Source organism: Paraconexibacter sp. (genome assembly GCF_059438195.1).
Map to the genome: position 1 here is coordinate 20,333 of NZ_JBLKKY010000014.1, position 19,341 is coordinate 39,673.

Below are 19,341 nucleotides of genomic sequence, written 5' to 3' on the forward strand. Positions count from 1 at the left end.
TCGCGGGGGCGCGGCGTCAGTCGGCCTGGCGGCCGAGCGAGGCGACGAAGCGCTCGATGCGCCGCCGCTCCTCAGCGGGCAGCGGACCGTCGACCTCGACGAGGAGGGTCATCGGCCCGCGGCTGCGCGCCCATTCCCGGGTCGTGTCGCTGAACGCCTTGCCGACCCACACGAGCGCGAGTCCGGAGGCGTAGGCCATCACCGTGCGCTCCTGCTCGGCGTCGGTCTTCTCGGCGCGCACGAGCGAGACCGTGATGAGGTCGAGGTCGCGGGCGACGCGGTCGATCGCCTCGAGCCCGCCCTCGTCGACGAGGAGCGCCACGTCGCCCGTCTCGAGCATGTCGGCGGCCCATCCCTCGGGTGCGCCGTCGAGGGCGGAGGGGACGCAGACGAGGCGGAAGAGCGGCGCGGGCATGGCCGCGCACGGTAACGGAGCGATCCTCGCCAGGCTCTCCGGAGGAGGAACTTCGCGCGCCGTCGCACGAAGGTGAGATAGTCGGGCGCACATGGAAGCCGGATCCGCCGTCCGCCCCTCGCCCCCTGCCCCGCTGGCGGGGCTCCGCGAGGCGGCGCGTCGCCACCCGCCCCGCACGGTCGCGGTCATCGTCGCTGTCGTCGCCCTCGCCCTCATCGTCGGCGAGGGGCTCCAGCCGACCGCCCAGCGCACCATCAACGGCCTCGTCTCCGGGAGCTACTTCGCTCTCGGCGCGGTCGGCCTCACGCTCGTCTACGGGACGCTCAAGCTCGTCAACTTCGCGCACGGCGACCTGCTCACCTTCGGCGCCTACATCGCGTTCCTGTTCAGCGTGACGATCGGGATGCCGCTCGTCGTCGCGGCCGTCATCGCGATCGCGGTGACCGCGCTCCTGGGCATCGGCACCGAGCGGGTGATGTGGCGCCCGATGCGCGAGCGCAAGGCGGGGCTGCTCCAGCTCCTCCTCATGACGATCGGCCTCGCGTTCGTCCTGCGCAACAGCATCCAGTTCGTCGCGGGGACCGAGCCGCGCGCGCTCGAGGTCGACGTTTCCTCGTCGGTGCGCTTCCTCGACCTGCGCATCGGCGAGACCGAGCTCATCGTGGTCATCATCGGCTTCGCCGTCCTCGTCGCGATCGCGCTCATGCTCCGCTTCACGTCGCTCGGCAAGCAGATGCGCGCGCTCTCCGACGACTTCGACCTCGCGGAGACGACCGGCATCGACACCGACCGCATCGTCCTCGTCACGTGGATCTTCGCGGCGGGCTCGGCGGGGCTGGCGGGCGTGCTCTACACCTCGGCGATCGGCACGCTCACGCCGAACATCGGCTTCTTCCTCCTCCTCAGCCTCTTCGCCGCCGTCATCCTCGGCGGCATCGGCAACGCGTACGGCGCTCTGGCGGGCGGCGTCATCATCGGCCTCGCGCAGGAGTGGTCGACGCTGCTCTTCGACGCGCGCTGGAAGGTCGCGGTGGGCTTCGCGGTCCTCATCGCGGTCCTCATCGTGCGTCCCGAGGGGATCTTCGGCCGGGAGCGCACCGTATGAGCGGCGTGCTCGCGGTCTCGTTCGACGCGTTCACCGGCGTCGAGTTCTGGATCGGCGTCGGCATCCTCGCGGGCGCCTACACGATCTTCGCGCTCGGCCTCCAGCTCAACGTCGGCTTCACGGGGATCGTCAACTTCGGCCAGGCCGGCTTCATGGCGATCGGCGCCTACGCGATGGGCATCCTCGTCGTCGACCACGGCTTCTCCTTCTGGGCCGCGCTTCCCGTGTCGATGGCGATCGCGATGGCGGCCGGCCTCCTCATCGGGCTGCCGTCCCTGCGACTGAGAGCCGACTACTTCGCGATCGTGACGATCGCGTTCGCCGAGATGATCCGGCACACGGCGCAGAACGCCCGCGAGCTCACCGGTGGCAACCAGGGGCTGCTCGGCTTCGACAGCGACTGGGTCGAGTTCTCGACGGAGGTGCAGGACTGGCTCGGCAGCTTCGGGCTCGGCGACCAGTTCCTCCTCCCGCTGCTCATCTTCGTCTGGCTCACGGCGCTCGTCATCACCGTCCTCCTGCGACTCGTCACCGACAGCCCTTGGGGCCGGGTGCTGCGAGCGATCCGCGAGGACGAGGACGCCGCCCGGGCGCTCGGGAAGAACGTCTTCCTCTACAAGCTGCAGTCGCTCGCGATCGCCGCCGGGATCGGCGCGGTCGCCGGCTGGTTCCTCGTCGTCAACCTCGCGTTCATCAACCCGAACCAGTTCGAGCCGCTCGTGACGTTCCTCGGCTACGCCGTCCTCGTCCTCGGCGGGCTGGCGAGCTACGTCGGTGTCGCCATCGGCGCGATCATCCTCTGGACGCTCCTCGAGGCGACGCGCTTCATCGACCTGCCGCTCGCCGCCGAGAAGGTCGCGGCGCTGCGCTTCATCATCGTGGGGCTCCTCCTCATCGCGCTCATGGCGTTCCGCCCGCAGGGCATGTTCGGCAAGCGGGAGGAGATGGTGCTCGGTGACTGACGCGGACCCTGCCCCGACGGCGACGCCGGCCGCCGCCGAGGACCGCATCCTCGAGGCGACCGACGTCGTCAAGCGCTTCGGCGGCATCAACGCGGTCGACGGCGCGACGCTCGACGTGAAGCGCGGCTCGATCACCGCGCTCATCGGGCCGAACGGAGCGGGCAAGACGACGCTCTTCAACGTGCTCACCGGCTTCTACAAGGCCGACGCGGGGACGGTCTACTACGACGGCGCGTCGATCTTCCGCAAGCCGCCCCACGTCATCGCTCGGCGCGGCATGGTCCGCACCTTCCAGATCACGAAGGCGCTCGGCGCGATGCCGGTCATCGACAACATGATGCTCGCCGCGCCCGACCAGCCGGGCGAGAAGCTCACGACGCTCCTGCTGCGGCCGGTCGCGAGCCGCAAGCGCGAGAAGGAGGTCCGCGAGCGCGCGCTCGAGCTGCTCGACGTGTTCGGGCTGGCGACGAAGGCCGACGACTACGCCGGCACGCTCTCGGGCGGTCAGCGCAAGCTCCTGGAGCTCGCGCGCGCCCTCATGGTGGAGCCGCGCTTCGTGCTCCTCGACGAGCCGATGGCGGGCATCAACCCGACGCTCGGCGCGACGCTCCTCGACCACATGGCCGATCTCCGGGAGAACCGCGGCGTGACGTTCCTCTTCATCGAGCACGACATGGACGTCGTCATGGGCCACTCCGATCGCGTCATCGTCATGGCGCAGGGCGCGGTCATCGCGGACGGCTCCCCCGAGACCGTCCGCAGCGACAAGGCGGTCATCGACGCCTATCTGGGCGAGCCGGCGACGAGGAGCGGCGCATGAGCGCCGGCGAGACGATCCTCACCGCCGAGGGCGTCGTCGGCGGGTACGTGCCCGAGGTCGACATCCTCCGCGGCGTCGACCTCGAGGTGCGGGACGGCGAGATCGTCACGATCGTCGGTCCCAACGGCGCCGGCAAGTCGACGCTCCTCAAGGCCATCTTCGGGCTCCTCCACCCGCGGGAGGGGACGATCCGCTTCCGCGGCGAGGACATCACGGGCGCGAAGCCGCACAAGGTCGCGAAGCACGGGCTCAGCTACGTGCCCCAGCTCGACAACGTCTTCCAGACCCTCACCGTCGAGGAGAACCTCGAGATGGGGGCGGTCGTCACGAAGGGCGCCAACCGCGACGAGCGGATGGCGCAGATGTTCGAGATCTTCCCGCGGCTCGCGGAGCGGCGCCGGCAGGCCGCGGGCACGATGTCCGGCGGCGAGCGGCAGATGGTCGCGATGGCGAAGGCGCTCATGCCCGACCCCCAGCTCATCCTCCTCGACGAGCCGTCCGCCGGCCTCGCCCCGCAGTTCGTCGACGCGATCTTCGAGAGGGTCGAGGCGATCAACGCGTCGGGCGTGTCGGTGCTCATGGTCGAGCAGAACGCGCGGCGCGCGCTGCGGATGAGTCACCGCGGCTACGTCCTCGACCTCGGCCAGAACGCCTACGAGGGCGCCGGCAAGGAGCTCATCGAGGACCCGAAGGTCGCCGAGCTCTACCTCGGCGGCGGCCGCCTCCACGCGGGCTGAGCGCCCGCGCGGAGGGACCGTCACGCCGGTCGGCTACTCGGAGGCCTCGCCCGCGATGGTGCGGACGACCTCGAGCTCACCGTCGTCGTTGTACGCGAAGACCTCGTACGTCGCGGCCGTCGGATCGCCCGCCTCGTCGAAGTCGATCGGGCCGGTGACGCCCTGGTAGTCGATGTCCTCGCCCTGCTGCAGCGCCTCGATCGCCTCGGGGAGCTGCTGCCAGGTGTACTGCGTCCCGGGCGCCCCCGAGATCTCCTGGAGCTTCTCCTGGATGTCCGGACCCTCGCCCGACCCCGCGGCGACGGCCGCGAGGAAGCAGAGCATCGTCGCGTCGAACGTCTGCGCGTCGAACGTCTGGCGCTCCGGGCCCGGAGCGCTCGTGAAGAGCTCGTCGAACGCCGTCACGGCGTCCTGCCCCTCGGGCAGCCCCGGCCGCGTTCCCCGGGCTCCGACGAGCGACCGCTGAGGCGCACCGATCTCTTCGACCGTCTTGGCCGCGAGGCCGTCGGTGACGAAGAGCGTCGAGGCGTCGAAGTCGCCGCTCCGCGCGAGCGCGGCGCCCATGCGGGCGTAGGTGTCGGGGAAGTCGACGATGACGTAACCGCCCGGGTTACCGGACGTGATCTCCGACGCCTCCGAGTTGAAGTTCGGCTGCTCGGGGTCGTAGAGGACCGGTCCGGTCGTCTGTCCGCCCTTGCCCTCCCACGCTTCCTTGAAGGCCTCGAGGAGACCCTCGCCGTAGGCGTCGTTGCGGCCGGCGAGCGAGAGGACGGCGTCGGTGCCTCCGAGCTCCTCCTCGATGACGTCGGCGAGCGCGGGGCCCTGGAGGTTGTCGGACGGCGCGGTGCGGAACACGAAGCCGTTGTCGCTGAGCCCGGTGATCTCCGCGCTCGTCGACGCCGGCGAGATGAGCGGCACGCGCTGCCGCGAGGCCACCGACGTGCCGACCGGGATGGTGTTGCTCGACGCCCACGCGCCGGCGAGGCAGCCGGCGCCGCCGGAGACGAGCTGACGGGCCGCCTGGACCGCCGCCTGCTCCTGCGTCTGGGTGTCGGCGTGCTCGACGTTCACCGTGATGTCCGCGCCGGTCTCCCCGATCGCCTCGTTGATCTGGTCGACGGCGAGGTCGGCCGCCTTGCGGCCGGGCGGGCCGTAGGCGGAGAGGTCGCCGGTGAGCGGGACGAGGTCGCCGATCGTGAGATCGAACGAGGCGTTCGGCGGCGCGCCGCCGGTGTCCTCGGTCGTCGTCGCGGCGTCGCCCCCGTCGTCATCGTCGTCGTCGCCGCAGGCGGCGAGGCCGAACGTGAGGACGAGGGCGCTCAGGGCGACGATCAGCCACCCGAATCGGTTTTTCAACACGTGTCACTCCCTCCAGAGATGGATGGTTGCTGGCTCATTCCTATCCGATTCGCCGGTCGCCTTCACAGGAATTCCACACATGGCGGTGCCGCTACCGTCGTCGCATGAGCTCCGATCTCCTCACGACGCCGGCGGTCCTCGAGTACGCCCGCGCGATGACGACGGCCGTCGACCCGCACGTCGCGTCGCTCATCGAGCGCACGCGCTCCGAGCGGCCCGAGACCGCCGGGATGGCGGTCACCGCGCACGAGGCGACGCTGCTCTCGATGCTCGCGAGGACGCGCGGCACGCGTCGCTGCCTCGAGATCGGGACCTACACGGGCGTCGGCGCTCTCGCCCTCGCCCAGGGCGTCGGCGCGGAGGGCGTCGTCGTCACGCTCGACATCGACCCGGAGCCGCAGGAGGCCCTCGGTCGCTCCGCCTGGAAGCGGGCTGGAGTCGAGGGGCGCATCGACGCGCGGATCGGCGACGCGCACGACACGCTGGCGGCGCTCGGCGACGACGAGCGCTTCGGACTCGTCTTCCTCGACGCCGACAAGGCGGGCTACGTCGACTACTACGAGCTGGCCCTCCCGCGTCTCGAGAGGGACGGCATCCTCCTCGCCGACAACGTCCTCTGGAACGGGACGGCCTGCGACCCCGGCGCCGAGCAGACCGAGTCGCTGCGGGCGATCCGCGCGTTCAACGCGCACGTCGCGGCGGACGAGCGCGTCTCGGCGCTCATGCTCCCGCTCGCGGACGGCATCACGATGGTGATGCCCCGCCTCTGACCCTCCCCGAGGCGTGAGTGTGGATCGACCTGGCGGAGAGCCGGGTGGATCCACACTCAGCGCTCTCGGACGGGGTGTCAGTAGCGCAGGGCGGCAAGCATGCCGCCCGCCTCGGAGAGCGCGGGGGCGTCGTCCTCGGAGACCGCGGTGATGCGGGCGCCGCCGGCGATCGCGAGCTCGACGGCGCACTCGGCGACCATGTCGTCCTGGGCGTCGCGCAGCGCCTCGGTCGCGAGCGCACCGAGGTCGGCGATGTCGAAGCTCCGCCCCGGATCGAGCACGAGACGCTCGACGCGGTGGGAGGCGAGCGCCTGCAGCGTCTGGTCGGGACCGATCGCGCCGTTCGCGCCGGCGCGTGCCGCATCGATCGCGGACTCGGCCGCCTTGCGCACCTCCGACCGCCACGCCTCGAGGATCGGCTCCTCGAAGTGCTCGGCGATCGCCGTCGTCTTCGCCCGGATGAGGTTGTCGTCGACGTCGGTGAGCACCTTGCGCGAGAGCGCCTGCGGCACGAGCTCCTCGAAGGTCTCGACGAGCCCGGGCTCGCCGGCGATGAGGACCTCGTCGACGCCGAGCTCCTCGATCCGCTGCGCGAGGGTCTCACCCGTGTCCTTGTAGAAGCGGTCGCGCCAGGCGGCGACGCGCTGCTCGTAGAACTCGCGGTGATTCGAGTGCTGCTGACCGCGCGCCGGGTTCGGCTCGACCGGGCCGCTGTAGTCGCGCCACGCACCGAGCTCGAGCTGGAACACCGAGCGCTCGGGCTCCTCGACGCGCCCCTGCTGCCAGCGCAGCAGCCGGACGGAGTCGGCGGAGACGAGCACGATCGCGACCGGGCGGCCCCGATCGGCGAGGGCGAGGAGAGGCGCGACGTGCGGCTTGTCGTCCCACCGCACGACGACGTCCTCGGCGGGCGTGAGATGGAAGGAGAAGCGCCGGTCGAGCGACCGGTCGGCGGTGAGGAACCAGGCGAGCCCGCGGTCGCGCTCGGCAGGCGTGAGGTCGTCGATCTCGGCCTCGACCTCCTTCTGCAGACGGCGGAGGGCGAGCTTGTCGTCGCGCGACCCCTCCTCCTCGGCGTGGGCGACGAGGTCGCGCAGCGCGGTGTGGAGAGTCACCCGCCAGGCCTGGGTGGTGCGGGTGTTCGCCGGGTCGCGCGGATCGGTGCGAAGCACGATCGACAGGACCGGTCCCGTGACGTCAGCGGACGCGAGAGCATTGATGTCCTCGGGGGTGATCATGTTCAGGCTCTACCCGGCGCGCATAGGATCGGTGCATGCGCAGCGAGGAGATCGTCCGACAGCACGAAGCCGCGGGACGGAGGTTCACCGCCGCGGGGATCGACGGCTTCGTCCGCGAGGCCGGGGAGGGAGAGGCCGTCGTCTGCATGCACGGCGTCCCGGTCTCGAGCTTCCTCTACCGCAAGGTGCTCGACGAGCTGGCCGCGCGCGGCCTGCGCGGCGTGGCGTTCGACCTCCCCGGGCTCGGTCTCGCCGCGCGACCGGAGAGCTTCGACTACTCGTGGAGCGGCCTCGGGGACTACGCGACCGCCGCTGTCGACGCGCTCGGCCTCGACCGGTTCCACCTCGTCGTCCACGACATCGGCGGCCCGGTCGGATTCGAGATCGCGCACGCGATGCCCGACCGCATCCGCTCCCTCACGCTCCTCAACACCCTCGTCGAGGTCGACACCTTCAAGCGGCCGTGGTCGATGGAGCCGTTCGCCCGGCGCGGCGTCGGGGAGGTCTACCTCCGCACCCTCACGAAGCCGTCGTTCCGCGTCCTCATGCGCCTCCAGGGCGTCGCGGACATGTCGAAGGTCCCCGCCGCCGAGCTCGACGCGCACGTCGACCTCCTGCGCCGCGGCGACGGCGGCCGCGCCTTCCTGAAGATCATGCGCGGCTTCGAGCGCACGCGCGAGAAGCGCGACCGCTACGCCGCCGTCGTCTCCAGCGACGCCTACCCGGTGCAGCTCGTGTGGGGCGACCGCGATCCCGCCCTGAAGATCGACGTCCAGGGCGAGCAGGCAAAGCGGATCGCCGGCGTCGAGACGATCCACCGCGTCCCGGCGAAGCACTTCCTCCAGGAGGACCAGGCGCCGGCGGTCGCGGACCGGATCGCTGCCCTCGCCGAGATCTCTCGAGGCTGAGGTCACCGACGCATCCACCGGTGCCGGCACGGGCCGGCGCCTTGAAGCGGCCGACGGCGACGGCGTATCGTCGTCGGCGGCGGCGACCTGCGACGACAGGAGGCACCCCATGGGCTTCGCAGAAGACTTCAAGGCCACGCAGCGCCGGACGTGGGAGGCCGGTCACTGGCCGTCGGTGGGCGAGCGCATCCAGAGCGCCTCCGACGACGCGCTCTCACGGCTCGAAGTCGGCGAGAGCACGCGGCTGCTCGACGTCGCCTGCGGGGACGGCAACGCCGCGGTCCCGGCGGCGTCGCGCGGCGCGTCGGTCGTCGCCGTCGACCTCGTCCCCGACCTCCTCGCCCTGGGTCGCGAGCGAGCGGCGCGCGAGGGCGTAGACGTCGACTTCGTCGAGGGCGACGCCGAGGACCTCCCGGTGCAGGACGACGCCTTCGACGCCGCCGTCTCGGTCTTCGGCTGCATGTTCGCCCCGCGCCACGACGTCGCCGCCGGTGAGCTCGTGCGGGTGCTGCGCCCCGGAGGGCGCCTCGTCGTCGCGGCGTGGACGCCGGAGAGCGCGATCGGTCAGATGTTCCGCACCGTCGGGAGCTTCCTCCCGCCGCCGCCCGAGGACTTCGTCCCACCGGTGATGTGGGGCGTCGAGGAGTACGTGCGGCGCCTGTTCTCCGCCGACGGGCTCGCGGTGGAGTGCGAGACGGCCGTCGTCGTCTTCGAGGACGAGTCCGTGGAGGCCTACCTCGACGACGCGGAGCGCGTGCTCGGCCCGCTCGTCCTCGCGAAGGCGGCGCTCGAGCCCGAAGGCCGGTGGCCGGAACTGCGCGCGCAGCTGGCGGACCTCTTCGCGAGCTTCGGCGAGACGCGAGGCGGTCGTTTCCGCGCCCCGGGCGAGTACCTCCTCACGACGGTCGACGTCGCGCACTGACGGCCGCGCGGCCCGAACACGACGTTCGGACACCGGGTCCGTGCGCGCTGTACGATCGCGGCGGTGCAGGGCCGCACGCCATCGCCGCGCCTCATGGTGCTCACGACCTGCGGGTGCGTCGCGGTCATCATCGGGCTCACCGCCGGCGCGATCGCGGTCCTCCCGGCGATCGCCCGGGACCTCGGCGCCAGCCAGGGCGAGCTGCAGTGGATCGGTGACTGCTTCCCCCTCGTCGTCGCCGCGCTCCTCCTCCCCGCCGGCGCCCTCCTCGACCGCTACGGGCGCAAGCGGGGCATGCTCGTCGGCCTCGTCGTCCTCGCGACGTCGCTCGTCGGCACCGCCGCGTCGGAGTCCGTCGGGGCCGTCATCGCCACGCGCTGCGCGGCCGGCGTCGGCGCCGCGCTCGTCTTCCCGGGCACGCTCGCGACGATCACGGCGGTCCTCCCTGGAGAAGAGCGCCGCCGGGCCGTCGCGATGTGGGCGTTCAGCCTCGTCATCGGCGCGATCGCCGGCCTCCTCCTCTGCTCCGCGATCGCCGACGTCGCGACGTGGCAGGCGGCGTTCCTCGTCCTCGCCGGCATCGTCGTCGTCCTCACGGCCCTCACGGTCGCGGTCGTCCCCGAGACCCGCGGCGAGCACGGCGTCACGATGGACCCCGTCGGCGTCGTCGCCTCGATCGGCGCCGTCGGCGGTCTCACGCTCGCCGTCACCGAGGCGCCCGTGCACGGGTGGACGAGCGGCGGGACGCTGCTCGCCGCGGGCGCGGGCATCGCCCTCCTGGTCGCCTTCATCGCCTGGGAACGGCGCGTGGCCGAGCCGATGCTCGACGTCCGCCTCCTCGCCGACCCGCGCTTCGGCGCGGCCTCGGCGGCCCTCTTCGTCATGTTCCTCGCCCACTTCGGGCTCGTCTTCCTCGCGTTCCAGTACGAGAGCTACGTGCTCGGCATGAGTCCGTTCGAGGCCGCGCTCGGCATCGTCCCGCCGTGCATCGGCTTCGTGCTCACGCCGTTCAGCCCCCGCATCGCCCACCGCATCGGCCCCCGGGAGACGATCGTCGCCGGACTGCTGCTCGCCGCGGCGGGGACGACGATCTGCGCCGGGCTCGCGGCCGCGGACGTCGCGACCTACTGGACGTTCGCGGCAGGCGCGGCGGTCATGTGGTGCGGCATGGGGCTCGCGATGGCGCCCCCGACGGAGCTCATCATCGACGCCGTGCCGGCGGCGAAGCAGGGCGTCGCCTCGGCGGTCAACGACCTCACGCGGGAGCTGGGAGCGTCGTTCGGCATCGCCGTCGCGGGATCGGCGTTCAACAGCGCCTACCGCGGCGCCGTCGAGGACCGCCTCGGCGCCGTCCCCGACGCCCTCGCCGCCGCGGTCCTCGACTCACCGGCGGCGGCCCTCGACACTCCGGCGGCCGCGGTCATGCGCGAGGGCGTGCTCGCCGGCTGGCGGTGGTCGTTCCTCGCCCTCGCGATCGTCCTCCTCGTCGGAGCCGCGGTCGTGGGCTGGAGGGCGGGCCACGCCACGGCGCCCCGCCTCGCCGAGGCGCTCCCGGTCGAGGCCGGCTGAGGCCGAGCCCGAGCGGAGACCCCTAGGCCGCCGCGATCCTCAGGTCCACGCGGCCGTCGTGGTCGATGACGTAATGCGAGCGCCCGGCGTCGTCGACGACGAGGCCCTCGATCCGGCGGAAGTCGTCGAAGTCCCGGATCGCCTCCGCCTCGACCGCCCCAGCGGCCGCGAAGGCCGGCAGCTCGAAGCGGACGTGCTGCGAGGTCGCCTCGCGGCCGGCGGGATGGTCCTCGAGGACGGTCGCGCCCTTCCCGGCCGAGTCGAGGTTGCCGACGACCGCGTCGAAGCGGTCGCCGCCGTGGGAATGGAGCGCGCGGACCCCCATCGGCGTGTCGGTGCTGCCGACGTTCTCGAGGAACCACACGTGCGAGCAGCGGGGCGGCGAGTCCGGGTCGTCGAACAGGGCGGCGGGGTCCTCGAGCTCCACGAGGATCGGGTGGCCGCCGGCCGTGACGGGATAGCGGAGCCCGAGGAGCAGGCGGCCGCTCGGGCGGAACGCGCAGCCCTCGACGTTGATCGGGTGGTCGGAGGAGAGCAGTCGGCCCGACCAGCTCTTCTTCTTCTCGGCCCCACGGCGGATCGTCGCGTCGATGTACGCCTCGCGCGTCCGCGGCCCGAGCGGCAGGAGGTCGAGCCCGGGCTCCGCGGCGGCGAGCGCGTCGTTGACGGCGCGATGGAGCCCGAAGCGCAGGCGCGCGAGCTCGAGCGGGACCTTCTTGCCGTCCGAGGCGGCGAGAAGGTCGGACTCGCGCAGGCGGGCGGCGAAGGACCGGCGCGGCTGGAGAGGGCCGTCCTTCTTGCCGAACTGCGAGCCGAGCACGTAGACCCATCCGTCGTGGGCGGCGCACGCCTCGGCGTCCTCGGTCTTGCCCTTCGCCGTCGGTGAGAGCGCGACCGACCGGCACGACCAGCCCTCCTCCTCGTCGGCCGTCGCGTCGTGGACGACGAGCGCGATCGCGTCGGCGACCGAGGCCTCGTCGAGCACGGTGACGAACGCGCGGTCCCAGCCCTGCGCGGCGAGCGCCGCGTCGTCGAAGACGGGACAGAGGTCGGAGGCCTCGTTGGGATCGAGGTGGAGGTCGATGTCGCGCATGGGTGACGCATGCCCGGAACCGCCCTCGCTGAGACGCGGCGGCGTGCCGGTCATCCGTCCGGACGGTGAGCGCTCCGCGTTTCGGAGCGCCCCTGCGGGGCACCGACCGCGGCATGAGCAACTTCCCAGGACCCAAGCTGCTCGTCGCTCTGCTGCTCGGCCTCGCCCTCGGATTCGGGGTGGCCGCATGCAGCGACGACGAGGACGAGGAGACCCCCACCGACCCGCAGACCGTCGACCTCCTCGTGAACGACACGGGCTTCGATCCGGCCGACATCCAGGTGAGCGACGGCGAGGTGCGCTTCGAGATCTCCAACGAGGGCGACCTGCCGCACGCCGTCGTCGTCGAGGGCGACGAGGGCGAGGTCGACCGCACGGACGACATCGACCCCGGCGCCGACGCGATCCTGCGGGTGACGCTCGATCCGGGCACCTACGCGATCTACGACGCGAACCAGCCCGACGACATCCGCGGCGAGATCGACGTGACGAGCGGGCGGCCGACCGACACGCAGACCGTGACGACGACCGAGACCGAGACGACGACCGACACGGAGACCGAGACCGAGACGGAGACCGAGACCGACGTCGTCCGGCCGCCGACGCGCACGGAGACCGAGACGGAGACGGAGACGGAGACCCAGACCCAGACCGTGACGACCCCGACGAGCCCGACGACGCCGACGACGCCGTAGGAGCCTGGTGGCGGGTCGTCCTCAGGGGCGACCCGCCACCATCTCGTCATGGAGATCGGACTTCCCGCTGCCTCCGCCGCGCTCGGGGTCCTCCTCGTCGCGGCGGCCGCGGTCTCCGGCCTCGTGCACCGGACGGTGCTCTCGCTCACCGTCCTCGCCGTCGCCGCCGGCGCCCTCCTCACCGGGACGGGCGTCCTCGGCGTCAGCACCGAGGCCGAGAGCCTCATCGTCATCGTCGAGATCGTCCTGCTCGTCACGCTCTTCGCGGACGGGCTGCTCGTCGAGCACGATCTGCTCCGCCATCACTGGAGCGCCGTCGCCCGCGCGCTCGTGCTCGCGATGCCGCTCAACGCGGCGATCTTGGCGCTCGCCGCGAAGACGCTCTTCGGCGACCTCTCGTGGGCGGAGGCGTTCCTCGTCGGCTTCATCCTCTCCCCGACCGATCCCGTCGTCACCTCGGCGCTCGTCGCCTCCGAGGACGTCCCGCGCCGCGTCCGGCAGACGCTCAACCTCGAATCGGGGCTCAACGACGGTCTCGCCCTCCCGTTCGTCCTCTTCTTCGTCGCGCTCAGCGCCCCGGGCGGCGCCGAGGTCCTCTCGACCGCGGGGGACCTCGCCGTCGAGACGCTCATCGGCCTCGTCGCGGGCCTCGTCATCGGCCTCGCGTCGGGTCGTCTCGTGGGACTCCTCCCGGACCGCGCGATCACGGACACCTACGAGGGCATGATCCTCCTCGGCACCGCCGGTCTCGCCTACGGGGGCGCGGAGCTCATCCACGGGAACGGCTTCATCGCGGCGTTCGTCGGCGGGGCGGCCTTCGCCTTCCTGCGGGACGAGGGTCCCGAGATGTTCCACCGCCGCAACGAGAACCTCCTCAACGTCCTGCAGCTCGTCGCGTTCGTCGTGTTCGGCGCACTCGTCATCGACATCGGCCTGAGCGACCATCTCCTGACGTTCGCCGCCTTCGCGGTCTTCGCGCTCGTCGTCGCGCGCCCGGCGTCCGTGCTCGTCGCGCTCCACGGGACGGACCTCCATCGCGCCGAGCGGCGCTTCATCGCGTGGTTCGGCCCGAAGGGCATCGCCTCGATGCTCTTCGCGCTCTTCGCGCTGCACTCGTCGGCGCCCGACAAGACGCTCGTCTTCGAGATCGCGGCCGCGACGATCCTCGCGTCGATCGTCGCCCACGGGCTCACCGACACCGTCGGCAGCCGGCGCATCTCCGAGGTGATGCGCGAGGAGGAGGCCGGGGCCGCGGCGCCTCAGCCCGCGCAGACGCGGTAGGACCGCCGCGTCTTCACGACCCTGCCCGTCTTCGTCCGGATCGTGCCGGACAGGCGGTAGGTCCCGGGCGCGCGCTCCCTCAGGTCGACGACGACGCCGAGGCGGCCCTTGCGGCGGACGACCCTCGCCCGCCGGCCGTCGAACCGCGCGCTCGTGCGCACGACCTTCGCGCCCTTCGGCGTCCGCAGCCGAACGAAGCGCCGCGAGCGGGCCGCGCACCGGGGACGCTCCGCGGGCCAGACCTCCGGCGCGACGCGGACGGCGTAGAAGCCGCTCGCGCCGTCGGAGTACCAGATCTCACGCCGGTCCCTCACGACCTCCGGCTTCGACATCGCGAAGCTCGACTCCTGGCCGAACGTCTCGGCGACGGCCTTCGTCGGCGCGACGACGTAGGCGATCTCCTTCGGCTTCTCGAGCTCGGTGATGTCGAAGACCCGCAGGCCGGAGGCGATGAACGAGCACGCGACGACCGTCGGGTCCACGCGCGAGTCGAGGTCGCAGTAGTGGGCCGCGTACCCCTGGACCGGGCTCGCCGCACCGGGATCGCCGGCCGCGGCGCGGTGGGCCTCCGGCTCGTTCACCTCGAGACGGAGGTGCGACAGGACGCGCGGTCTCGTCTCGTCGGAGATGTCGATGATGCGCGCGGCGCCGACGGTGTCGCGGCCGCCGCCACCCGTCGTGCCGGCGGTGTACTCGTCGATCTCGAGGATGTACGGCGCGCCGCCGACGCGGAACGGGATCGCGTTCTGCGGGATCGACGCGCGCTCCCACGTCGACCGGCTGATCTCGCGCGCCTGCGGATCGGGTCGGCGCGCCTGGATCTCGCTCGTGTCGAGGACGACCATCTCGCCTCCCGGATCGGCGAGGTACGCGCGGTTGCCGTCGTCGCTGAGGCCGAGGCCGTGGGAGGCGATCTGCCCCTGCCAGAGGACGCGGGGGGTGGCGGGGTCGGTGACGTCGATCGCGGTGACCGACTCGGTCGCCGTGCCCGCGGCGTAGAACGTCTTGCCGTCCTCGGAGAAGCCGCTCTCGTGCCCGAAGCGCGCGACGAGCCGCGTCGACTTCAGCACCGGCGTGCGGCAGTCCTCGCTGAGATCGTAGATCGAGACGAGGCCGGGATAGGTCGCCGGGTTGCCGAGCACGGCCGCGAGCAGCCCGCGCTCGCGGTTGAGCGTGAGCGACTCGTGCGGCGACATCATCGGGATCTCGGTGAGCGTCGCGGTCTGCCGCGGGTTCGTGGGGTCCGACATGTCGAGGACCTGGACGCCGAGCGAGTCGCCCCCGAACTTGAGCGCGTTCACCGGGAACAGCAGCGCCGTGTCGTAGTAGGCGCACTCGCGGCCGGAGCGGTCGGTGTAGCGCAGGACCTTGAAGCCGCCGGACTTCCCGTGCCGCCCGACGATCTCGGCGTTGCAGTGCAGGCCGTTGCGCGCCGCACCCGCGGGGACGCGGCCCTGGATCCCGGGCTCGGGACGGGAGCCGGGGAGGCAGTCGACCTGCGGCGTCGGCGCGTACGGCGGCTCCTCGATCGCGCGCAGCGGGGCCTTCTCGATCGACTGGCCGCCCCCCTTCCCGAGCGCGAGGAGGTCGTTCAGCTGCGTCGAGGCCGCCTGGACGACCGGCACGGCGAGCGCCAGCCCGACGAGGGGCGCGACGAGCAGCCCCCGCCTCCGTCGCGGCGTGCGTCCGTGCTCGCGTGTCTTCCCCTGCGGCTCCATCCCCGGCCCCTCCCCGTCGAGTGCGGGCCGAGTGTACGGAACCGTTCAGAGAAGCGCGTCCTCACGCGAGACGCAGGTTCGTGACCGTTGCGGCCACGTTCCTGCGTCTCGCGGCGGAGTCACTCAGGCGGGGACGGTCGTCGTCGCGCCGCCCGTGAGGTGCGCGATGACCGGCGCGAACTCGTGCGTCGGGGAGACGTCGACGTACTCGCTGTCCTCGAGCGCCTCGGGCGCGTGACCGGCGGCCCAGTAGAACGCCTCGCCGGCGGCGAAGTCCTGATGGCCGTCCTTCGTGTGCATCCGGATCCGGCCCTTGATCATGTAGCCCCAGTGCGGGCACGGGCAGAGGTCGTCCGGGAGCCCGGCCGTCGCGCCGCGCAGATCGGTCCCGGCGGGGAGCCGGAAGTGGCCGATGGACATGCCGTCCTGGTCGAGCAGCCGGACGCGCAGGTCGCCGTCTTCGATGACGACGGGGATCTGGTCGAGCGGGATGGAACGCATGGTGCGCCTCCTGTCGGTGTCGTGGTGGGGCCCACCGTCGCCAACGCGCGTTCCTCGGACGTTCCCTACCCGCGGGCGAGGGCGCGGCAGCGCTCCGCGTCGAGCGGCTGGCTCCATGCGGCGAAGCCCTCGGCGGCCGCGCCGAAGCGGGACCGGGCCTCGTCGCGACGACCCTCGGCGTTCGCGAGCCATCCCCGCACCTCCTCGACCGCCGCGCTCCACGCGGGCGGGAGCGCGATGACCTCGATCGCGCGGTCGCAGTCGGAGGCGTAGCGCCGGGCGCGCTCGAGATCGCCGGCCCGCGCCGCCGCGATCGCCGCCGGGACGATGAACGCGATCCGGCACGTCGGGCACGTCTCGGCGGGCCCGCGGATCGCCGTCTCCGCGTCGCGGACGGCGTCCAGCCCGTGCTCGGGATCGCCCGCCGCCGCGACGATCGCGCCGTAGACGCGGTCGAGGGTGTGGTGGCCGACCTCCGACTCGCGGGCCATGACGAGCGCGTCGGCGAGGAACGCTCGCGCGACCTCGGGATGGCCGCGGTAGCGCGCGACCTGGGCGCGGCCGAGCAGGGACAGCGCCTCTCCGGCGACCGCGCCGATGCGGCCGTGGAGCCGCGCACCCTCTGCGAAATCGGCGTCGGCCTCGTCGAGGCGGCCGGCGAGGATCGCCGCCTCGCCCCGCAGCGTGTGGGCGAACGCCTCGCCCCGGGCCGCGCCGAGCCGGCGCGCTTCGCTCGCGAGCGCGTCGGCGAACGCGATGATCTCGTCGTTGGGGAGGCCGCCGTAGAGCATCCGCTCGGTGACGCAGAGCTGCCCGTCGAAGACCCGGGACGCCAGCGCCGGGAGGTCCCGCGTCTCCCGGAGGTAGTCCCGCAGGCGGGTCGGCAGCTCGCCCTTCGCATGCGCGGCGAGCGCATGCGCCCACGTCGCGTCGAGGATCGCCTCCGGCTCCCCGAGCTCGATGGCGAGGAGGCGCGCCTCCTCCGCCTTCGCGGCCGCGGTCTCTGCGTCGGGGTTGAAGCCGATCGCCGCGGCGGCGCACAAGGTGAGCGCCTCCGCGAGCCGCCCGACGGTCGTGCGGGGCCGCGTGCCCTCGAGCGTCCGGAGCGCCCGCGCGGGGTCGCTCGCCTTGATCTCCGCGAGCGCCTGCCGGGCGCGCAGCTCCTGCGCCTCCGGATCGCCGATGGCCGCTGCCGCGCGAGCGTAGGCCTCCGGCGCGCGGCCGTCGCCCAGGGCGTCGAGGAGCTCGGCGCGCAGCGTCAGCCCTTCGAGGTGCGCGTCGTCGTGCGCGAGCAGCCGCTCGACCTGCGCGAGGCCGTCGGCGAACGCGCCGATCGCCTTCGCCTCGCGCGCCGAGGTGAGGAGCCACGCGACCGCCTCCTCGGGTCGTCCTCCCGCGAGCCAGTGGTCGGCGATGAGCGCGGGCGGCGCGCCCGCCGCGGCGAGCCGGCCCGCCGCCGTGCGATGCAGGACCACCCGCCGGTGCGGAGGGATCGCCTCGACGAGTGCCTGGCGGACGAGGTCGTGGCGGAAGCGGTAGCGGGTGCCCGCGACGACGAGCACGCCGCGCTCGAGCGCCTCGTCGAGCAGCGCGAACGCGGGGTCCTCGTCGAGGCCCGTGAGCGCGAGCACCGTCGCGAGGTCGAGCTCGTCGGCGGCGACCGCGAGGATCGCGAGGACGTCCATCGTCTCGGGGTCGACGCCGACGAAGCGGTCGGTGATCGCCGCGCGCGCCGTCGGCGGGAGCGCCTCCGCGCCGCCGGTCGCCCGCGCCCGCGCGAGCTCGAGGGCGAAGAACGGCCGGCCGTCCGAGGCGGCGACGATGCGCGCGACCTCCTCGTCGCCGAGCGGCGCTTCCTCCCGCGCGACCAGCTCGGCGACCTCCTCGTCGGGAAGCGGGCCCAGCTCGAGGACGTCGGTGCGCTCGCAGCGGGCGAGCTCGAGCAGGCCGTGGGGAAGGCTCGTGCGCATCCGCTCGGATCGCGACGCGAGGACGACGACGAGCGGGCCGCCCCCGCCCGCGACGAGCTGGTGGAGGACGTCCGCCGTCGCCTCGTCGAGAGCGTGGGCGTCCTCGACGAGGAGAACCGTCGGCACGACGCCGCCGAGGGCGAGCGCGCGCCGGAGCGCGCCAACGACCTGGTGCCGGGTGAGCGGGCCCTCCAGCGGCTCGGCGGGGCCGACGAGCGGGCTGAGCTCCGCGAGGATCGCCCGGGTGCGGGCGGGCAGCGCGGCGAGCGCCTCGCGACCGTCGACGAGGAGCTGCTCGATCGCGGCTCCGACCGGCCCGTACGGCGGGCCCGACGGGACGCCCGTCACGCCGACGACGCGCCAGCCGCCCTCCGCCGCCCGGTGGGTCAGCTCGCGGCAGTAGGCCGACTTCCCGATCCCGGTCGGCCCGCGGACGAGGAGGGCGCTCGTCTCGGCCGCCGGCCCCGCGCCGAGCATCCGCATCGCGCTCGCCAGCTCGTCGGCGCGGCCCACGAAGGCGGACTCGCCGAGGCGCACCCCGGCGGTGCACTCCTCGTAGAGCGCGCGGGTCTCCGCGTCCGGCTGCGCGCCGAGCTCGCGGACCATCGCGACCCGCAGACGCTCGTAGCGGCGGATCGCGACGTGCCGTCGTCCCGCGTCGATCGCCGCGCGCATGAGCTCGCGGCAGGCGGTCTCGTCGGTCGGATCGAGCTCGGCGAGCCTCTCCCACTCGCCGGCGCGCGCGAGCAGCTCGCAGGCGAGCGAGCGCGCGCGCCGCCGCGCGTCCTGGGTCCACTCCTCGTAGGGCGCCGACGGGAGGACGTCACCGGTCCAGCGCGCCGCGACGTCGGCGCACGCCGCCGCGTCGTCCGCCGCCAGGGCGGCGCCGCCGTCGGCGAGGAACGCGTCGAGATCGGTGCGGACGGCGTGCCCGGGGAAGAGCTCGACGCGACCGCCGCGCAGGACGACGGCGTCGTCGTCGCCGAGCGCACGTCGTGCGTGATGGGCGGCCTTGCGGAGGTTCGCCGCGGCGCGGTCGGGGGCGAGGTGCGGCCACAGCCTCTCGAGGACGACGTCGCGGACGAGCCGCCGCTCCGCGGAGAGCGCGAGCAGCGCGACGAGCTCGTGGGCGCGGCGCGTGGCGAAGTCGTCCTCGACGACCTCCCGGCCTTCCCGGCGCAGGCGGAAGCCGCCGAGCATCTCGACGACGATTCCGTCCTGCTCTCGCGCGATCGATGTCATCTCTCGTCCCGCCGGCCCGGCCGGCGAGCGTCATCG

General features: G+C 73.0%; 17 protein-coding genes. 10 read left to right on the forward strand and 7 right to left on the reverse strand.

The window, feature by feature from the left end:
* Positions 1 to 16: 16 nt before the first annotated feature.
* Positions 17 to 415, reverse strand: coding sequence for a hypothetical protein (locus ACME2J_RS07080; protein ID WP_495544185.1), 399 nt, complete (start codon positions 413 to 415; stop codon positions 17 to 19).
* A 91-nt stretch (positions 416 to 506) separates the two neighbouring features.
* Between ACME2J_RS07080 and ACME2J_RS07085 the strand changes: the two genes are divergently transcribed.
* Genes ACME2J_RS07085 through ACME2J_RS07100 form a run of 4 tightly spaced genes read left to right on the forward strand, consistent with a single transcriptional unit; the run spans position 507 to position 4,039 of the window.
* Positions 507 to 1,520 (forward strand): branched-chain amino acid ABC transporter permease, encoded by a 1,014-nt coding sequence (locus ACME2J_RS07085; protein WP_495544186.1) that lies wholly within the window; start codon positions 507 to 509, stop codon positions 1,518 to 1,520.
* Complete coding sequence (locus ACME2J_RS07090) at positions 1,517 to 2,482, forward strand: branched-chain amino acid ABC transporter permease (RefSeq protein WP_495544187.1); 966 nt, start codon at positions 1,517 to 1,519, stop codon at positions 2,480 to 2,482. The genes ACME2J_RS07085 and ACME2J_RS07090 overlap by 4 nt, the downstream gene beginning before the upstream one ends.
* Entirely contained in the window at positions 2,475 to 3,302 is an 828-nt protein-coding gene (locus tag ACME2J_RS07095; RefSeq protein ID WP_495544188.1) for an ABC transporter ATP-binding protein, read from the forward strand. The genes ACME2J_RS07090 and ACME2J_RS07095 overlap by 8 nt, the downstream gene beginning before the upstream one ends.
* Positions 3,299 to 4,039, forward strand: a complete 741-nt coding sequence (locus ACME2J_RS07100; protein WP_495544189.1) for an ABC transporter ATP-binding protein — start codon at positions 3,299 to 3,301, stop codon at positions 4,037 to 4,039. Before ACME2J_RS07095 ends, ACME2J_RS07100 begins: the two co-directional genes overlap by 4 nt.
* Before the next feature lie 33 nt (positions 4,040 to 4,072).
* On the opposite strand, the gene ACME2J_RS07105 is transcribed toward ACME2J_RS07100, so the two are convergent.
* Positions 4,073 to 5,398, reverse strand: coding sequence for an ABC transporter substrate-binding protein (locus ACME2J_RS07105; RefSeq protein WP_495544190.1), 1,326 nt, complete (start codon positions 5,396 to 5,398; stop codon positions 4,073 to 4,075).
* A gap of 104 nt (positions 5,399 to 5,502) precedes the next feature.
* On the opposite strand from ACME2J_RS07105, the gene ACME2J_RS07110 reads away from it, so the two are divergent.
* Positions 5,503 to 6,168: an O-methyltransferase gene (locus ACME2J_RS07110; protein WP_495544191.1), complete on the forward strand. Its 666-nt coding sequence runs from the start codon at positions 5,503 to 5,505 to the stop codon at positions 6,166 to 6,168.
* A 77-nt stretch (positions 6,169 to 6,245) separates the two neighbouring features.
* Here ACME2J_RS07110 and ACME2J_RS07115 read toward each other — a convergent pair whose 3' ends face one another.
* On the reverse strand, positions 6,246 to 7,406 hold the full coding sequence (locus tag ACME2J_RS07115; RefSeq protein WP_495544192.1) for a VLRF1 family aeRF1-type release factor: 1,161 nt from the start codon (positions 7,404 to 7,406) through the stop codon (positions 6,246 to 6,248).
* A 35-nt stretch (positions 7,407 to 7,441) separates the two neighbouring features.
* Between ACME2J_RS07115 and ACME2J_RS07120 the strand changes: the two genes are divergently transcribed.
* From ACME2J_RS07120 to ACME2J_RS07130, 3 genes are all read left to right on the forward strand, one after another.
* Entirely contained in the window at positions 7,442 to 8,314 is an 873-nt protein-coding gene (locus ACME2J_RS07120) for an alpha/beta fold hydrolase (RefSeq protein ID WP_495544193.1), read from the forward strand.
* Positions 8,315 to 8,423: 109 nt separating this feature from the next.
* A complete protein-coding gene (locus ACME2J_RS07125; RefSeq protein ID WP_495544194.1) occupies positions 8,424 to 9,236 on the forward strand; it encodes a class I SAM-dependent methyltransferase in 813 nt (270 codons plus the stop codon).
* A gap of 63 nt (positions 9,237 to 9,299) precedes the next feature.
* Positions 9,300 to 10,805, forward strand: a complete 1,506-nt coding sequence (locus ACME2J_RS07130; protein ID WP_495544195.1) for an MFS transporter — start codon at positions 9,300 to 9,302, stop codon at positions 10,803 to 10,805.
* Between the two features lie 22 nt (positions 10,806 to 10,827).
* Here ACME2J_RS07130 and ACME2J_RS07135 read toward each other — a convergent pair whose 3' ends face one another.
* Positions 10,828 to 11,898, reverse strand: a complete 1,071-nt coding sequence (locus tag ACME2J_RS07135) for a hypothetical protein (protein WP_495544196.1) — start codon at positions 11,896 to 11,898, stop codon at positions 10,828 to 10,830.
* Positions 11,899 to 12,011: 113 nt separating this feature from the next.
* On the opposite strand from ACME2J_RS07135, the gene ACME2J_RS07140 reads away from it, so the two are divergent.
* A complete protein-coding gene (locus ACME2J_RS07140; protein ID WP_495544197.1) occupies positions 12,012 to 12,593 on the forward strand; it encodes a cupredoxin domain-containing protein in 582 nt (193 codons plus the stop codon).
* A gap of 48 nt (positions 12,594 to 12,641) precedes the next feature.
* A complete protein-coding gene (locus tag ACME2J_RS07145; RefSeq protein WP_495544198.1) occupies positions 12,642 to 13,874 on the forward strand; it encodes a cation:proton antiporter in 1,233 nt (410 codons plus the stop codon).
* On the opposite strand, the gene ACME2J_RS07150 is transcribed toward ACME2J_RS07145, so the two are convergent.
* From ACME2J_RS07150 to ACME2J_RS07160, 3 genes are all read right to left on the reverse strand, one after another.
* Entirely contained in the window at positions 13,853 to 15,592 is a 1,740-nt protein-coding gene (locus ACME2J_RS07150) for an LVIVD repeat-containing protein (RefSeq protein ID WP_495544199.1), read from the reverse strand. The genes ACME2J_RS07145 and ACME2J_RS07150 overlap by 22 nt on opposite strands.
* A gap of 123 nt (positions 15,593 to 15,715) precedes the next feature.
* Complete coding sequence (locus ACME2J_RS07155; protein ID WP_495544200.1) at positions 15,716 to 16,093, reverse strand: cupin domain-containing protein; 378 nt, start codon at positions 16,091 to 16,093, stop codon at positions 15,716 to 15,718.
* 65 nt (positions 16,094 to 16,158) lie between these two features.
* A complete protein-coding gene (locus ACME2J_RS07160) occupies positions 16,159 to 19,305 on the reverse strand; it encodes an ATP-binding protein (protein ID WP_495544201.1) in 3,147 nt (1,048 codons plus the stop codon).
* Between the last annotated feature and the right edge of the window lie 36 nt (positions 19,306 to 19,341).

Bases quoted from the DNA above. Each gene is read 5' to 3' on its own strand.
- ACME2J_RS07080 (WP_495544185.1), bottom strand. From the start codon at position 415: ATGCCCGCGCCGCTCTTCCGCCTCGTCTGCGTCCCCTCCGCCCTCGAC.
- ACME2J_RS07085 (WP_495544186.1), top strand. From the start codon at position 507: ATGGAAGCCGGATCCGCCGTCCGCCCCTCGCCCCCTGCCCCGCTGGCG.
- ACME2J_RS07090 (WP_495544187.1), top strand. From the start codon at position 1,517: ATGAGCGGCGTGCTCGCGGTCTCGTTCGACGCGTTCACCGGCGTCGAG.
- ACME2J_RS07100 (WP_495544189.1), top strand. From the start codon at position 3,299: ATGAGCGCCGGCGAGACGATCCTCACCGCCGAGGGCGTCGTCGGCGGG.
- ACME2J_RS07110 (WP_495544191.1), top strand. From the start codon at position 5,503: ATGAGCTCCGATCTCCTCACGACGCCGGCGGTCCTCGAGTACGCCCGC.
- ACME2J_RS07115 (WP_495544192.1), bottom strand. From the start codon at position 7,406: ATGATCACCCCCGAGGACATCAATGCTCTCGCGTCCGCTGACGTCACG.
- ACME2J_RS07120 (WP_495544193.1), top strand. From the start codon at position 7,442: ATGCGCAGCGAGGAGATCGTCCGACAGCACGAAGCCGCGGGACGGAGG.
- ACME2J_RS07125 (WP_495544194.1), top strand. From the start codon at position 8,424: ATGGGCTTCGCAGAAGACTTCAAGGCCACGCAGCGCCGGACGTGGGAG.
- ACME2J_RS07135 (WP_495544196.1), bottom strand. From the start codon at position 11,898: ATGCGCGACATCGACCTCCACCTCGATCCCAACGAGGCCTCCGACCTC.
- ACME2J_RS07140 (WP_495544197.1), top strand. From the start codon at position 12,012: ATGAGCAACTTCCCAGGACCCAAGCTGCTCGTCGCTCTGCTGCTCGGC.
- ACME2J_RS07145 (WP_495544198.1), top strand. From the start codon at position 12,642: ATGGAGATCGGACTTCCCGCTGCCTCCGCCGCGCTCGGGGTCCTCCTC.
- ACME2J_RS07150 (WP_495544199.1), bottom strand. From the start codon at position 15,592: ATGGAGCCGCAGGGGAAGACACGCGAGCACGGACGCACGCCGCGACGG.
- ACME2J_RS07155 (WP_495544200.1), bottom strand. From the start codon at position 16,093: ATGCGTTCCATCCCGCTCGACCAGATCCCCGTCGTCATCGAAGACGGC.
- ACME2J_RS07160 (WP_495544201.1), bottom strand. From the start codon at position 19,305: ATGACATCGATCGCGCGAGAGCAGGACGGAATCGTCGTCGAGATGCTC.